This is a genomic window from Pseudomonas sp. RC3H12 (assembly GCF_018596375.1).
Taxonomy (GTDB): domain Bacteria; phylum Pseudomonadota; class Gammaproteobacteria; order Pseudomonadales; family Pseudomonadaceae; genus Aquipseudomonas.
On record NZ_CP075595.1, the window covers coordinates 4,985,979 to 4,999,291 of the forward strand.

At 64.3% G+C, this 13,313-nt stretch carries 13 protein-coding genes; 6 read left to right on the forward strand and 7 right to left on the reverse strand.

The window, feature by feature from the left end; all coding sequences use genetic code 11:
• Positions 1-114 precede the first annotated feature (114 nt).
• On the reverse strand, positions 115-570 hold the full coding sequence (gene dut, locus KHO27_RS22835; RefSeq protein ID WP_102684802.1) for a dUTP diphosphatase: 456 nt from the start codon (positions 568-570) through the stop codon (positions 115-117).
• A gap of 5 nt (positions 571-575) precedes the next feature.
• Entirely contained in the window at positions 576-1,787 is a 1,212-nt protein-coding gene (coaBC, locus tag KHO27_RS22840; protein WP_110696767.1) for a bifunctional phosphopantothenoylcysteine decarboxylase/phosphopantothenate--cysteine ligase CoaBC, read from the reverse strand.
• 127 nt (positions 1,788-1,914) lie between these two features.
• Between coaBC and radC the strand changes: the two genes are divergently transcribed.
• Complete coding sequence (gene radC / locus KHO27_RS22845) at positions 1,915-2,595, forward strand: RadC family protein (protein WP_102684800.1); 681 nt, start codon at positions 1,915-1,917, stop codon at positions 2,593-2,595.
• A gap of 57 nt (positions 2,596-2,652) precedes the next feature.
• Here the strand turns inward: radC and KHO27_RS22850 are convergent, their stop codons facing one another.
• Positions 2,653-4,242 carry an ABC transporter substrate-binding protein gene (locus tag KHO27_RS22850; RefSeq protein WP_102684799.1) on the reverse strand — a complete coding sequence of 530 codons (1,590 nt, stop codon included), beginning with the start codon at positions 4,240-4,242 and terminating at the stop codon, positions 2,653-2,655.
• Between the two features lie 372 nt (positions 4,243-4,614).
• Between KHO27_RS22850 and rpmB the strand changes: the two genes are divergently transcribed.
• On the forward strand, positions 4,615-4,851 hold the full coding sequence (rpmB, locus tag KHO27_RS22855) for a 50S ribosomal protein L28 (RefSeq protein ID WP_023629974.1): 237 nt from the start codon (positions 4,615-4,617) through the stop codon (positions 4,849-4,851).
• Between the two features lie 11 nt (positions 4,852-4,862).
• Positions 4,863-5,018 (forward strand): 50S ribosomal protein L33, encoded by a 156-nt coding sequence (rpmG, locus tag KHO27_RS22860; RefSeq protein WP_003253507.1) that lies wholly within the window; start codon positions 4,863-4,865, stop codon positions 5,016-5,018.
• A 105-nt stretch (positions 5,019-5,123) separates the two neighbouring features.
• On the opposite strand, the gene KHO27_RS22865 is transcribed toward rpmG, so the two are convergent.
• Positions 5,124-5,483, reverse strand: coding sequence for a cupin domain-containing protein (locus KHO27_RS22865; RefSeq protein ID WP_046857580.1), 360 nt, complete (start codon positions 5,481-5,483; stop codon positions 5,124-5,126).
• 195 nt (positions 5,484-5,678) lie between these two features.
• Between KHO27_RS22865 and KHO27_RS22870 the strand changes: the two genes are divergently transcribed.
• A complete protein-coding gene (locus tag KHO27_RS22870) occupies positions 5,679-7,172 on the forward strand; it encodes an aldehyde dehydrogenase (RefSeq protein WP_110696765.1) in 1,494 nt (497 codons plus the stop codon).
• A 133-nt stretch (positions 7,173-7,305) separates the two neighbouring features.
• Positions 7,306-8,445: an MFS transporter gene (locus KHO27_RS22875; RefSeq protein ID WP_102684797.1), complete on the forward strand. Its 1,140-nt coding sequence runs from the start codon at positions 7,306-7,308 to the stop codon at positions 8,443-8,445.
• A gap of 34 nt (positions 8,446-8,479) precedes the next feature.
• Here the strand turns inward: KHO27_RS22875 and KHO27_RS22880 are convergent, their stop codons facing one another.
• Positions 8,480-10,030, reverse strand: coding sequence for a phospholipase D family protein (locus tag KHO27_RS22880; protein WP_214500811.1), 1,551 nt, complete (start codon positions 10,028-10,030; stop codon positions 8,480-8,482).
• Positions 10,031-10,090: 60 nt separating this feature from the next.
• Positions 10,091-11,521: an aminotransferase-like domain-containing protein gene (locus KHO27_RS22885; RefSeq protein ID WP_178081997.1), complete on the reverse strand. Its 1,431-nt coding sequence runs from the start codon at positions 11,519-11,521 to the stop codon at positions 10,091-10,093.
• 176 nt (positions 11,522-11,697) lie between these two features.
• Here KHO27_RS22885 and KHO27_RS22890 point away from each other — a divergent pair, with 176 nt between their 5' ends.
• Positions 11,698-11,928, forward strand: coding sequence for a DUF1127 domain-containing protein (locus KHO27_RS22890; protein ID WP_046857575.1), 231 nt, complete (start codon positions 11,698-11,700; stop codon positions 11,926-11,928).
• Here KHO27_RS22890 and KHO27_RS22895 read toward each other — a convergent pair.
• Positions 11,925-13,217 carry an NAD(P)/FAD-dependent oxidoreductase gene (locus KHO27_RS22895; RefSeq protein ID WP_214500812.1) on the reverse strand — a complete coding sequence of 431 codons (1,293 nt, stop codon included), beginning with the start codon at positions 13,215-13,217 and terminating at the stop codon, positions 11,925-11,927. The two genes, KHO27_RS22890 and KHO27_RS22895, sit on opposite strands and share 4 nt — an antisense overlap.
• Between the last annotated feature and the right edge of the window lie 96 nt (positions 13,218-13,313).

Consider the following 13,313-nt stretch of genomic DNA (forward strand, 5'->3'; position numbering starts at 1 on the left):
CATCTCTGGGGACTCCAAGTATTCAAAGGCTTCTGGGCAGGCACAAACTGAACGCTTGGACGGTGGTTTCGCCGCAGAGTTCGCCATCCATGGCCCGAACGGTCTGTCGTCGGCTCAGCGGGTGCCCGAATGGCCGAAGCCGCCGGCGCCACGCTGGGTTTCGTCGAACTGCTCGACGATATCGAAGTGCGCCTGCACCACCGGCACCAGGATCAGCTGCGCGATGCGCTCGCCGACGGTGATGGTGAACGGCGTGCTGCCGCGGTTCCAGCAGGACACCATCAGCTCGCCCTGGTAGTCGGAGTCGATCAGGCCGACCAGGTTGCCCAGTACGATGCCATGCTTATGGCCCAGGCCCGAGCGCGGCAGGATCATGGCCGCCAGGCCCGGGTCGCCGATGTACACCGACAGGCCGGTGGGGATCAGCAGGGTCTGGCCTGGCTCGAGGACGGTGTCTTCTTTGAGCAGGGCGCGCAGGTCGAGGCCTGCCGAGCCTGGAGTGGCGTACTGCGGCAGGGGGAATTCGGTGCCCAGGCGAGGGTCGAGGATCTTGGCTTGAAGAGCGTGCATGTAACTTATTGAACCTGGTTGAGCCGTTCGGCGATGAAGGCGACCAGCTGACGGGCAATCTTGCCTTTGCTGGTCTGCGCGAAGAGGGTTTGATGCTGCTGCCGGTCTATCACGGTCAGGGCGTTTTCCTCGCTGTTGAAGCCGATGCTGGGGTTGGCCACATCATTGGCGACGATCAGGTCGAGGTTCTTGTCCTTGAGCTTGCGCGTGGCGTAGTCGAGCAGGTGCTCGGTCTCGGCGGCGAAACCGACGCTGAACGGGCGATCGGCGCGGCCGGCAATGGTCGCAAGGATATCGGGATTGCGCACCATCTGCAGCAGCATGCCGTCGCCGGTAGTGGGATCTTTCTTAAGCTTCTGTGAGGCGACGACCTCAGGGCGGTAGTCCGCGACCGCAGCCGAGGCGATGAACAGGTCGCAAGGCATGGCTGCTTCGCAGGCCGCGAGCATGTCCCGCGCGCTCACCACGTCGATACGGCTGACCCGGTCGGGGGTCTGCAGGTGCACAGGTCCGGTGACGAGGGTCACCCGGGCCCCGGCTTCGGCGGCAGCCTCGGCCAGGGCGAAGCCCATCTTCCCTGAACTATGGTTGGTGATGTAACGCACCGGGTCGATGTTCTCTTGCGTAGGGCCGGCGGTGATCAGCACGTGCTTGCCGGTCAGGGCCTGGCGCTTGAAGCTTTCGGCGGCGCACCAGGCCAGGTCGGTGGCTTCGAGCATGCGGCCCAGGCCCACGTCGCCACAGGCCTGGCTGCCGGAGGCCGGGCCGAATACCTGGATGCTGCGGCTTTTCAGCAGCTCGAGGTTGGCCTGGGTCGCCGGGTCGCGCCACATGGCCTGGTTCATCGCCGGGGCGACGGCGACGGTGGCGTCGGTAGCCAGTACCAGGGTGGTCAGCAGGTCGTCGGCCATGCCCTGGGCCATGCGCGCCATCAGGTCGGCAGTGGCCGGGGCGATCAGCACCAGGTCGGCCCATTTGGCCAGCTCGATATGGCCCATGGCCGCTTCGGCCGCGGGGTCGAGCAGGTCCAGATGGACCGGGTGGCCGGACAGCGCCTGCAGCGTGAGCGGGGTGATGAACTCGGCGCCACCACGGGTCATGACCACGCGCACCTGCGCGCCGTGTTCCAGGAGTCGGCGAATCAGCTCGGCGCTCTTGTAGGCGGCGATGCCGCCACCCACGCCGAGAACGATGCGCTTGCGATACAACCGCTGCATAGGCCTTGCCTTATTCCAGTGAAAGCGGGTGGCGACGACAGCTGCCTGCGGCAGATCGTCGCATTTTCGAAGCGAACTAGATTAACACAGCGCCCAAAGGGGCCGTAGTGGCAGGCGAGGAGGGGAAATGAACATCAGGGAGTGGCCGGCTGAAGAACGGCCGAGGGAGAAGTTGTTGCAGCGCGGGTCTGGCAGCCTTTCCGATGCAGAACTGCTGGCAGTATTTCTCGGCTCCGGCGTGAAAGGGCGCAACGTGCTGGAGCTGGCGCGCGGGCTCTTGCTGAAATTCGGCGGCTTGCGTCAGGTGCTCGAGGCTGATCGACAGGCGTTTCTAGGCGAACTGGGGCTGGGGCCAGTGAGGTACAGCCAGTTGCAGGCCTTGCTTGAAATCGGGCGCAGGAACCTGGCGACGTCCATCGAACGCGAGTCGGTCATGGACAGCCCGCTGGCTGTGCGGCGTTACCTGAAGGCGATGCTGCGGCATGAGGCCAGCGAGGTGTTCGGTTGTCTGTTCCTGGACACCAAGCACAGGCCGCTGGCGTTCGAGATCCTGTTCCGCGGCACGATCGACCGGGCGAGCATCTATCCGCGCGAAGTGGTGCGACGGGCTTTGCTGCACAACGCTGCGGCCTTGATCCTCTGTCACAACCATCCGTCGGGCAATTGCGAGCCAAGTCAGGATGATGTGCACCTGACGCTTGTTTTGAAACGATCACTGGCATTGATCGATGTGCGGGTGCTGGACCACGTCATCGTGGGTGATGGCGAGCCGTTGTCGATGGTCGAGCATGGATGGCTGGCCGGTTAGGCTGCGCGGGGCAAGCTCGCGTTCACAATGACTGTGGGCTTGCCTCGCGATTGGGCGTCAGCGGTTGACTGAGACCTTGCTGAAATCCTGCCGCCCGAACGGGCTCACCTGGTAACCCTGTACGTCCTGGCGCAGCAGCGCGGCCGCAGTAGGATGCGCCAGCGGCAGCCACAGCGCCTGCTGCTGAATCAGCGTCTGAGCCTGCTGGTACAGCCGGCTGCGCACGCTCTGGTCGTTGGTGGTGCGTCCGGCGTTGATCAGCTGGTCCAGGCGGTTGTCGCAGAACCGGGCGAAGTTGGTCCCGGACTTGACCGCGGCGCAGGCAAACTGCGGGCTGAGGAAGTTGTCCGGATCGCCGTTGTCACCCGCCCAGCCCATGAACAGCAGGTCGTGCTCGCCGGCCTTGGCGCGGCGGATCAGCTCGCCCCACTCGATGGTGCGGATCTCGGCCTTGATGCCGATTTTCGCAAGGTCGGCCTGCAGCATCTGTGCGCCCAGGCTGGGGTTGGGGTTGAGCAGGCTGCCCGACGGGCGGGTCCAGATAGTGGTCTCGAAACCCTTGGCCAGGCCGGCCTTGGCCAGCAGTGCCTTGGCTTTCTTGTGATCGAGCGTGTAGCCGGACAAGTCCTTGGCATAGCTCCAGGTATTCGGCGGATAGGGACCGTTGGCGGCAGTGGCGGTATCTTCGAACACGGCCTTAAGGTAGGCCGGCTTGTCGAAGGCCAGGTTGATGGCCTGGCGCACTTCAGGTTTGTCCAGTGGCGGGTGCTGGCTGTTGATGGCGACGAAGGCGGTCATGAATGCCGGGGTGGTGGCGACCTTGAGGTTGCCGTCCTTGCCGGCCTCGGCGATGTCCAGCGGCTTGGGCGACAGGGCCACCTGGCATTCGCCGCGCCTGATCTTTTGCAGGCGGACGTTGGCGTCCGGGGTGATGGCGTAGATCAGCGGGTCGATCGACGGCTTGCCGGCGAAATAGTCAGGATTGGCGCGGTAGCGCACCACGGCGTCTTTCTGGAAACGCTGGAAGACGAACGGGCCGGTGCCCACTGGCTGGTTGTTGAGTTTCTCGGGGGTGCCGGCCTTGAGCAGCTTGTCGGCATACTCGGCGGAGTAGATCGAGGCAAAGCCCATGCTCAGGGTGGCCAGGAAAGTGGCGTCGGCGTGGGTCAGGGTGAAGCGCACGGTGTGCGGCTCGGGTGCGTCGATGGCCTTGATCAGGCTGCCCAGTTGCAGAGATTGGGCATGCGGGTAGCCGCCCGGGGCGGTCTTGTGCCAGGCGTGGGCCGGGTAGAGCATGCGTTGGAAGCTGAACAGCACGTCGTCGGCGTCCAGTTCGCGGGTCGGCTTGAAGTAAGCGGTGGTGTGAAACTTCACGTCCGGGCGCAGCTTGAAGTCGTAGACCAGGCCGTCAGGCGACACCGTCCAGCTTTGCGCCAGGCTCGGCACCACCTTGCCCTCGGCGGCGTCGAACTCGACCAGGCGGTTCATCAGCACGTCGGCCGAGGCGTTGGTGGTGGTCAGCGAGTTGTACTGCACCACGTCGAAGCCTTCGGGGCTGGCTTCGGTGCACACCGACAGCGCTGCGGCCTGGGCAAAGCCCGCAGCGCACAGGGTGGTGAACAGGAGGGAAAGGGCGGCGGCACGCATGGTGACTCCTTGGCTGGTCGGTGGCCCATCTGCCGGTGCAGTCTGGAAAATTGAGGAAATGTCCTACCCTAGTGCGGGCATGGGCAAATGACCACACCCTTTCGCATTAATTCGGCGACGGGCGGTCGACAGCTTGCCGCCCCAGTCGTTATGCTGCCCAGGCGCGCTCGGCCCGACCGGAACTCTCATATTCTGTTGTTGTGGCGGAGTCTTTCTGGTATAAAGCAGCGCTCTTTTCTAGGGGCTCGGTCTGTCGCGTAAGCGCACCCGGCCGATAAGACCCCCGGGAACACGGCGCCTTGGCGCCATTGACTGAGAGATTAAGCGGCCAACCCATGCCGGGTTGGGCATGTGGTTTTAGAGGGCTGAGGCATGTCGAGAGTCTGTCAAGTTACCGGTAAGGGTCCGGTAACTGGGAACAATATTTCCCACGCAAACAACAAAACCCGTCGTCGTTTCCTGCCGAACCTGCAGCACCACCGTTTCTGGGTTGAATCCGAGAAGCGCTTCGTGCGTCTGCGCGTTTCCGCCAAAGGCATGCGTATCATCGACAAGCGCGGCATCGATGCCGTTCTGGTCGACATCCGTCGCGCTGGCGCCAAGGTTTAAAGGAGAACATCATGCGTGAATTGATCCGTCTGGTTTCGAGTGCCGGTACCGGCCACTTCTACACCACCGACAAGAACAAGCGCACCACTCCGGACAAGATCGAGATCAAGAAGTACGATCCGGTCGTCCGCAAGCACGTGGTGTACAAGGAAGCCAAGATCAAGTAATTGATCGGCAACCTGAAAAAACCCGCAACCGCAAGGTGGCGGGTTTTTTTATGTCTCCAGCAAAGTCATCGCGGGGCCTGCACAAAGCCGGGTCCCGCGATCGGTTCATTTCTGCTCGAACATCACATAGATCTTGCGGCACGGCTCCAGCACTTCCCAGGTGCCCTTGAAGCCTGCGGGGATCACAAAGCGATCGCCGGCACGCAAGGTCTTGGCGCCACCGTCTTGGTCGCGCAGCACCGACACACCCTGGACGATCTCGCAGTACTCGTGCTCGGTGTAGTTCACCGTCCACTGGCCCACCTCGCCCTCCCAGACGCCCGCGGCGAATTGCCCGCACGGGCTGGCGTAGTGGTTGTAGACAGCCTGGTCAGGCTCGCCCTTGAGGATTTTCTCCGCCGCCGGGCGGTAGCGTTCGGCTTCGGTCAGAACCTGGGCAAAGTCGACGATGCTGGTGATACTCATGGTGGTTACCCTGTTGTTGTTTAATAAAATGAACATCAGTAGGCATTTGAGCCGTTGGTGTCAAATATATTGATAGTTTCCCCGCCCTGGTTTAGGGTGGCAGGTGCCCGTGTGCGTCGTCACCCGGCCAGAATTTCTGACAGCGCCCGTGAGTCCTCAGTGCGGCGTTGCACCTTAACAAGAGAGGAGTTTCCTATGACCACCCTGACTCGTGCGGACTGGGAACAGCGTGCCCAGCAACTGAAGATCGAAGGTCGCGCCTTCATCAACGGCGAATACACCGATGCCGCATCCGGTGAAACCTTCGACTGCCTGAGCCCGGTGGACGGACGCTTCCTGGCCAAGGTCGCCAGCTGCGACCTGGCCGACGCCAACCGCGCTGTCGACAACGCCCGCGCCGTGTTCGAATCCGGCGCCTGGTCGCGCCTGGCCCCGGCCAAGCGCAAGGCCAAGCTGATCCGCTTCGCCGACTTGCTGCGCAAGAACGTCGAGGAACTGGCCCTGCTCGAAACCCTCGACATGGGCAAGCCGATCGGTGACTCCTCCACCATCGACATTCCGGGCGCGGCGCAGGCCATCCACTGGACTGCCGAAGCCATCGACAAAGTCTACGACGAAGTCGCGCCGACTCCGCACGACCAGCTCGGCCTGGTGACCCGCGAGCCAGTGGGTGTGGTCGGTGCCATCGTACCGTGGAACTTCCCTTTGCTGATGGCATGCTGGAAGCTGGGCCCTGCCTTGGCCACCGGTAACTCCATCGTGCTCAAACCGTCCGAAAAGTCGCCGCTGACCGCGATCCGCATCGCCCAGCTGGCCATCGAGGCCGGTATTCCGGCTGGCGTGCTGAACGTGCTGCCAGGCTACGGCCACACCGTGGGCAAGGCCCTGGCCCTGCACATGGACGTCGACACCCTGGTGTTCACCGGCTCGACCAAGATCGCCAAGCAGCTGATGGTCTATGCCGGTGAGTCCAACATGAAGCGTGTCTGGCTGGAAGCCGGTGGCAAGAGCCCGAACATCGTCTTCGCCGACGCCCCTGACCTGCAGGCCGCCGCCGAGGCTGCCGCCAGCGCCATTGCCTTCAACCAGGGCGAAGTCTGCACCGCAGGTTCCCGCCTGTTGGTCGAGCGCTCGATCAAGGACAAGTTCCTGCCCATGGTGGTCGAGGCCCTCAAGGCCTGGAAACCGGGCAACCCGCTGGACCCGGCGACCACCGTCGGCGCGCTGGTCGACACCCAGCAGATGAACACCGTGCTGTCCTACATCGAGGCCGGCCATCAGGATGGCGCCAAGCTGCTGGCCGGTGGCAAGCGTACCCTCGAGGAGAGCGGCGGCACCTACGTCGAGCCGACCATCTTCGACGGCGTGACCAACGCCATGAAGATCGCCAAGGAAGAGATCTTCGGCCCGGTACTGTCGGTGATCACCTTCGATACCGCCGAAGAGGCCGTGGCCATCGCCAACGACACGCCATACGGCCTGGCGGCGGGCATCTGGACCTCGGACATCTCCAAGGCGCACAAGACTGCTCGCGCCGTGCGCGCCGGCAGTGTCTGGGTCAACCAGTACGACGGTGGCGACATGACCGCGCCGTTCGGTGGCTTCAAGCAGTCGGGCAACGGCCGTGACAAGTCGCTGCACGCGCTGGAGAAGTACACCGAGCTGAAGGCGACCTGGATCAAGCTGTGATCCAGTAACGTCTCATCGCGGTACTCGTGGGAGCGGGCTTGCCCCGCGATGAGCCGCAGACAGCCGGGCCGGTTCACGCCGTCCCGGCTTTGTCGTCTCTGTCATACACGATTTGCGCTGAAAGGAGGCTGTGATGCGTTGGGGAACCTACTTTGCCGTCCTCGCGTCGGTGCTCAGTGTCGGGCTTGCGCTCGGCGTGAGCATGCCGCTGGTCTCCCTGCGCCTGGAGGGCTGGGGCTACGGTGGGTTCGCCATCGGTGTGATGGCGGCGATGCCGGCCCTCGGAGTATTGGTCGGTGCCAGCCTGGCCAGCCGCCTTGCCGGCTGGGTCGGCGTGCCCATGGCCATGCGCCTGTGCCTGTGGGGTGGGGCGCTGTCGATCGGTCTGGTGGCGGTGCTGCCCAGCTATGCCCTGTGGCTGGTGCTGCGTTTGATGATCGGTATGTCGCTGACGGTGGTGTTCATCCTTGGTGAGAGCTGGATCAACCAGTTGGTGGTCGAACAGTGGCGTGGCCGGTTGGTGGCGCTGTATGGCAGCAGCTATGCGCTGAGCCAGTTGGCCGGGCCGCTGGTGCTGGGTTTTCTGGGTTCGGACGACGATTTCGGTTTCTGGGCCGCGACCGGGTTATTGCTGGTCGCGCCGCTGATCCTGCTGGGGCGCGGCGGTGCACCGACCACCGAGGCGTGCAGCGTCACCTTCGCCGACCTGTTCGGCTTCTGTCGGCGTCTGCCGGTGATCGCCTGGGCCATCGCGCTGTTCGCGGCATTCGAGGCGATGATCCTGACGTTGCTGCCGGTGTACTGCCTGCAGCAAGGGTTCACCACGGAGGTGGCGTTGTTCATGGTCAGCACCGTGGTGGTGGGGGATGCGGTGTTGCAATTGCCGATTGGCGCCTTGGCCGACCGCATGTCGCGGCGCACGTTGTTCAGCGGTTGTGCACTGACCTTGATGGTGTCCAGCCTGGCGATTCCCCTGCTGTTGCACACACCGGTGATCTGGCCGCTGTGGGTGCTGTTCGGTGCCAGTGCGGGTGGGTTGTTCACCTTGTCGCTGGTGCTGATCGGCGAGCGTTACCGGGATGACGAACTGGTACGGGCCAATGCCCATGTGGCGCAGCTGTGGGGTATCGGTTGCCTGCTCGGACCTTTGCTGGCCGGGGCGGGAAGCCAGTGGATCAGCGGGCATGCGCTGCCGTTGCTGATGGCAGTGGGCGCGGCGGGGTTGGTGCTGCTGACGCGGCGGCGGGATGCCTTCGAGCCGGCGTCTGCCTGACCGATTGCAATCGCGGGCTTGCCCGCGATGCGTTCTACAACATCTTCTCCAACCCGACCGCCTTGCTGATCCAGGCATTGAAGCGTCGCCATAGTCCCCCGGGCTCGGTCACCAACAGGTGCCGCTGGCCGTTGTCCTCGGTCGCCCAGACCATCCTCCCGTCCACCAGCTTCACCTGATAACTCAGCGCTGGAGCCATGCCTTGTAGCGCCAGTTCGCGGGTGTACTCGGCCAGCTCAGGGCTGTCCACCATCACGCCCACTTCGGTGTTCCACAGCACGGAACGCGGGTCGAAGTTGAACGAGCCGATGAAGGTCTTGCGTCGGTCGAACACCATCGCCTTGCTGTGCAGGCTCGAATCGGAGCTGCCGTGGAAACCTAGCCGTGGTCGTGGATCGCCGGGCTGGCGGCGCAACTCGTACAGCTGCACGCCATGCTCCAGCAAGGCCCGGCGATAAGGCGCATAGCCGCCATGGACCGCTGGCACGTCGGTGGCTTCCAGCGAGTTGGTCAGGAGCTTGACCGAGGTGCCGGCGTCGGCGCGACTGGTCAGGTACAGCAGGCCAGGCTCGCCGGGTACGAAGTAGGCGGACACCAGGATCAATTCCTTGTGCACGCGGTTCAGGTCGGGTGCCAGTTGCTGGGTCATCAGCAGTTGCGGGTCCGGTTCGCCCTCTGCCAGGACTTTGCTCGGCGCGTCCCACAAAGCCTGGCTGTGGGCCCAGATCAGCTCGTTGCGCCACACATCCAGGCGCGGCTGCGACTGATAGGCCATCAAGCGATCGTACAGGGCCTTGCGCTTGGTCCGTGCTTCGGCCAGGGACACCTCCAGGCGCTGACGGCTGCTGAACAGGTCGTCGGCGTCGGGCTGGCGCCAGAGGAAGTCGCCGATCGGAAGGCTCAAGGCGCTGTTCCAGTACTGGTCGAAGCTGTGTCCGAGTTGTTCGGCCACAGGCCCCACGCCCAGCAGGTCGATATCGGTGAAGTTGAGGTTGGGTTCGGCGTCGAAGTACTCGTCGCCCAGGTTGCGGCCGCCGACGATGGCCATGCTGTTGTCCACCAGGAACAGCTTGTTGTGCATGCGCCGATGCTGGCGTGACAGGTTGAACAGCCGGCCGACGGCCCGGGTCGCCCCGGTACTGCGTCCTAGGTGCAGCGGGTTGAACACTCGGATGTGAATGTTCGGATGGGCGGCGAGGGTGCCCATGAGGTTGTCGAGACCATCGCTGGTGGTGTCGTCGAGCAGGATGCGCACACGTACGCCGCGGTCGGCGGCGCGCAGCAGTTCATGGACCAGGGCGCGGGTGCTGAGACCATCGTGGACGATGTAGTACTGCAGGTCGATGCTTGCCTGGGCGTTGCGGATCAGCTCCGCGCGGGCGCGGAATGCCTCGTTGCTGTTGGGCAGCAGGCGAAAGCCCGAGCGTCCCTCGTAGGGCGCGGCCTGGCGCTGCACCGAGCGGCCGAAGGCCGAGTCGGCCGCCGGTAGCGCCTGGCTGACTTCACGTGGTGTACCGACACTGGCGCAGCCCGACAGGCCGAGCAGCAGCACCAGCAGCAGGGGCAGGGCATGCTGGAGTCTCAAGGGTGGATCGTCCTGTGCGGCAAGGGCTTATGAAGTTGGACCGTGGCAGGCGGCGCAAAGTTACCTGTCAGGGTGTTCGGCATCCAGTAGACGAAGGGCGGTTTCACCGACCTTGCGCACGGCGGCTTCGATCTGCGGCGTGGGCCTGGCGGCGAAGTTCATGCGCAGGCAGTTACGGTACTTGCCCGAGGCTGAGAAGATGCTGCCCACCGCGATCTGCACACCTTGCTCCAGTAAAGCGCGGTTCAGGCGCAGCGTATCGAAACTCTCCGGCAGTTCCACCCACAGCATGAAGCCACCTTGCGGGCGGCTGGCCCGGGTGCCTGTCGGGAAGAAGCGGGTCACCCAGTCGCACATCTGGTCGCGGCCGCGCTGGTACTGGCTGCGCATGCGTCGCAGGTGGGGCTGGTAGTGGCCTTCGGCGATGAAGTCGGCGATCGCCAGTTGCGGCTGGCAGGCGGTGCTGCCGGTGCTGATGTACTTCATGTGCAGCACCCGCTCCAGATAGCGACCCGGAGCCACCCAGCCAACCCGCAGGCCTGGCGCCAGGGTCTTGGAGAACGAGCTGCAGAGCAGCACGCGGCCATCGTCGTCGAACGACTTGATGGTGCGCGGGCGCGGGTAGGTATAGGCCAGGTCGCCATACACGTCGTCCTCGAGGATCGCCACGTCGTAGCGCTGGGCCAGGGTGAGCAGCGCCTTCTTGCGCGCCTCGGGCATGATGTAGCCCATGGGGTTGTTGCAGTTGGGGGTGATCTGGATGAGCTTGATCGGCCATTGCTCGAGGGCCAGCTCGAGGGCTTCCAGGCTGATGCCGGTGATGGGGTCGGTGGGGATTTCCAGGGCCTTCATGCCCAGGCCTTTGAGCGTCTGCATGGCGCCGTGGAAGCTGGGTGAATCGACCGCGACGATGTCACCGGGTTCGCACACCGCGCGAATACTGCACGACAGCGCCTCGTGGCAGCCGGTGGTCACCACCAGGTCGGCCGGGCCCAGGCGGCAGCCGGAGTCGAGCATCAGGCGGGCGATCTGCTCGCGCAGCAGGGCGTTGCCGTGGATGTTGTCATAGTACAGGCCGGGCATGTCCATGCGCCGGCTGATCTGCGCCAGGCTGCGCAACAGTGGCTTGAGCGTGGGACTGTCGACGTCGGGCATGCCGCGGCCGAGCTGGATCACTTCCGGGCGCGGGGTGGCGCGCACCAGCTCCAGCACTTGTTCCCACTGGGAGATATCCACAGGACGCTGGGCTGGGCGGCTGATGGCTGGCAGGGCTGGTAGCTGGCGGTCCTCGGCGACGAAGTAGCCGGACTTGGGGCGCGGCGAGACCAGGCCGTTGTCCTCCAGAAGGCGGTAAGCCTGCTGCACGGTGCTCAGGCTGACGCCATGCTCCACGCTCAGGGCGCGCACTGACGGCAGGCGCTGGCCGGGGCGATACAGGCCCTGCTCGATGCGTGAACCGAGCAGTTCGGCGAGGTTGAAATAGAGGGTCACTGCATACTCCTGCTCAGCTGATGACCAAGGACCGGTACAGATAGGTGAAAAATACTGCATGCAGCCCTATTTGCGCCAATTCTGTATGGGAATAATAAGTCGATTTTGGCTCTGTATTGGTAGGAGGTGTACCCGCATGCTGTCTCCACGTCAGGTACTGAACGGAGGACGTGGTGATGGGTGGCATGAGCGATGTGCGCTTGCAACTGTTGGCCAGTGAACTGGAGTCGGAGCAGCGTCCCCGGGTCTTCAGCGCGCCCCAAGGGATGGGTCGTTGGAGCCTGATGCTGCATCGCTGGCGCACCCGCAGGGCCCTGTTGCAGTTGGAGGATTACCAACTGCGCGATATCGGCATCAGCTGGGAGCAGGCTCGGCATGAGGCGAGCAAGCCCTTCTGGCGTGACTAGGCGAGCTCTTTGAGTCGATACCAGAGCATCCCCAGTGCCAGCAGCGGCGAACGCAGCAGTTTGCCGCCGGGGAAGGTGGTATGCGGGACCTTGGCGAATAGATCGAAGCGCCCGCTCTGCTGGCCACTGATGGCCTCGCCGAGCAGGCGTCCGGCGAGGTGGGTGGCGTTGAGCCCGTGGCCCGAATAAGCCTGGGCGTAGTAGACGTTGGGCTGGCTGGCCAAGCGGCCGATCTGCGGCAGGCGGTTGGCACCGATGCCGATCATGCCACCCCATTGGTAATCGATGCGCACATCGGCCAGTTGCGGGAACACCTTGAGCATTTTCGGGCGCATGTAGGCGGCGATGTCCTGCGGGTCGCGCCCGGAATAGTGGCAGGCGCCGCCGAACAGCAGGCGGTTGTCGGCAGAGAGGCGATAGTAATCCAGCGCCACGCGCTGGTCGCATACCGCCATGTTCTGCGGCAGCAACTGGCGGGCGCGTTCCTCACCCAAGGGTTCGGTGGCGATGATGTAGCTGCCGGCGGGCAGCACCTTGCCGCCCAGTTCGCGGTTGAGGTCGTTGTGGTAGGCGTTGCAGCACAGCACCAGCGTCTTGGCGCGCACCCGGCCTTGGGCGGTATGCACCTTCACTTCCGGGCCGTACTCGATGCGGGTCACTTCCGACTGCTCGTACAAGCCGACACCCAGGCGCCTGGCCACGGCGGCTTCGCCCAGCGCCAGGTTGAGTGGGTGCAGGTGACCGGAACCCATGTCGATCAGGCCGCCGACATAGCGCTCGGAACCTACTACCGAGTGCATGTCGCCGGGCTGCACCAGGCGCAGTTCGTGACGATAACCCAGGCTGCGCAGTTCCTCGGCGTCCTCGGCGAAGCCTTCCAGTTCGGCGGGCTTGTTGGCCAGGTCGCAGTAGCCCCAGGTCAGGTCGCAGTCGATGCCATGGCGCTCGACACGCTCGCGGACGATCTCCACGGCCTCCAGGCCCAGCAGCTTCATGCTGCGCACGCCTTCTTCACCGATCACCGGGAGAAACTGCTCCAGGCCGTGGCCGACGCCCCGGATGAGCTGGCCACCGTTGCGGCCGCTGGCGCCCCAGCCGAGCTTGCGTGCTTCCAGGAGGATCACCGACAAGCCGCGTTCGGCCAATTCGATGGCGGTGTTCAGGCCCGAGTAGCCACCGCCGACAATGCATACGTCGGCGCTGTGCTCGCCTTGCAGGAACGGGTAGTCGGGGTGTGGCGCGCTGCTGGCGGCGTAGTAGGAGGCGGCGTGTTGCGCGCTGTGGACCATGTGTCGTTTCCTGGGTGCAAGGCGAAAAGGCGAGGATAGGCAACCGGCCAATCGCGGGGCAAGTCGCATCGGCGCACCGCCGCTCCCACGATGATT

Coding starts and splice junctions, on each gene's coding strand:
- dut (WP_102684802.1), bottom strand. CDS start 570: ATGCACGCTCTTCAAGCCAAGATCCTCGACCCTCGCCTGGGCACCGAA.
- coaBC (WP_110696767.1), bottom strand. CDS start 1,787: ATGCAGCGGTTGTATCGCAAGCGCATCGTTCTCGGCGTGGGTGGCGGC.
- radC (WP_102684800.1), top strand. CDS start 1,915: ATGAACATCAGGGAGTGGCCGGCTGAAGAACGGCCGAGGGAGAAGTTG.
- KHO27_RS22850 (WP_102684799.1), bottom strand. CDS start 4,242: ATGCGTGCCGCCGCCCTTTCCCTCCTGTTCACCACCCTGTGCGCTGCG.
- rpmB (WP_023629974.1), top strand. CDS start 4,615: ATGTCGAGAGTCTGTCAAGTTACCGGTAAGGGTCCGGTAACTGGGAAC.
- rpmG (WP_003253507.1), top strand. CDS start 4,863: ATGCGTGAATTGATCCGTCTGGTTTCGAGTGCCGGTACCGGCCACTTC.
- KHO27_RS22865 (WP_046857580.1), bottom strand. CDS start 5,483: ATGAGTATCACCAGCATCGTCGACTTTGCCCAGGTTCTGACCGAAGCC.
- KHO27_RS22870 (WP_110696765.1), top strand. CDS start 5,679: ATGACCACCCTGACTCGTGCGGACTGGGAACAGCGTGCCCAGCAACTG.
- KHO27_RS22875 (WP_102684797.1), top strand. CDS start 7,306: ATGCGTTGGGGAACCTACTTTGCCGTCCTCGCGTCGGTGCTCAGTGTC.
- KHO27_RS22890 (WP_046857575.1), top strand. CDS start 11,698: ATGGGTGGCATGAGCGATGTGCGCTTGCAACTGTTGGCCAGTGAACTG.
- KHO27_RS22895 (WP_214500812.1), bottom strand. CDS start 13,217: ATGGTCCACAGCGCGCAACACGCCGCCTCCTACTACGCCGCCAGCAGC.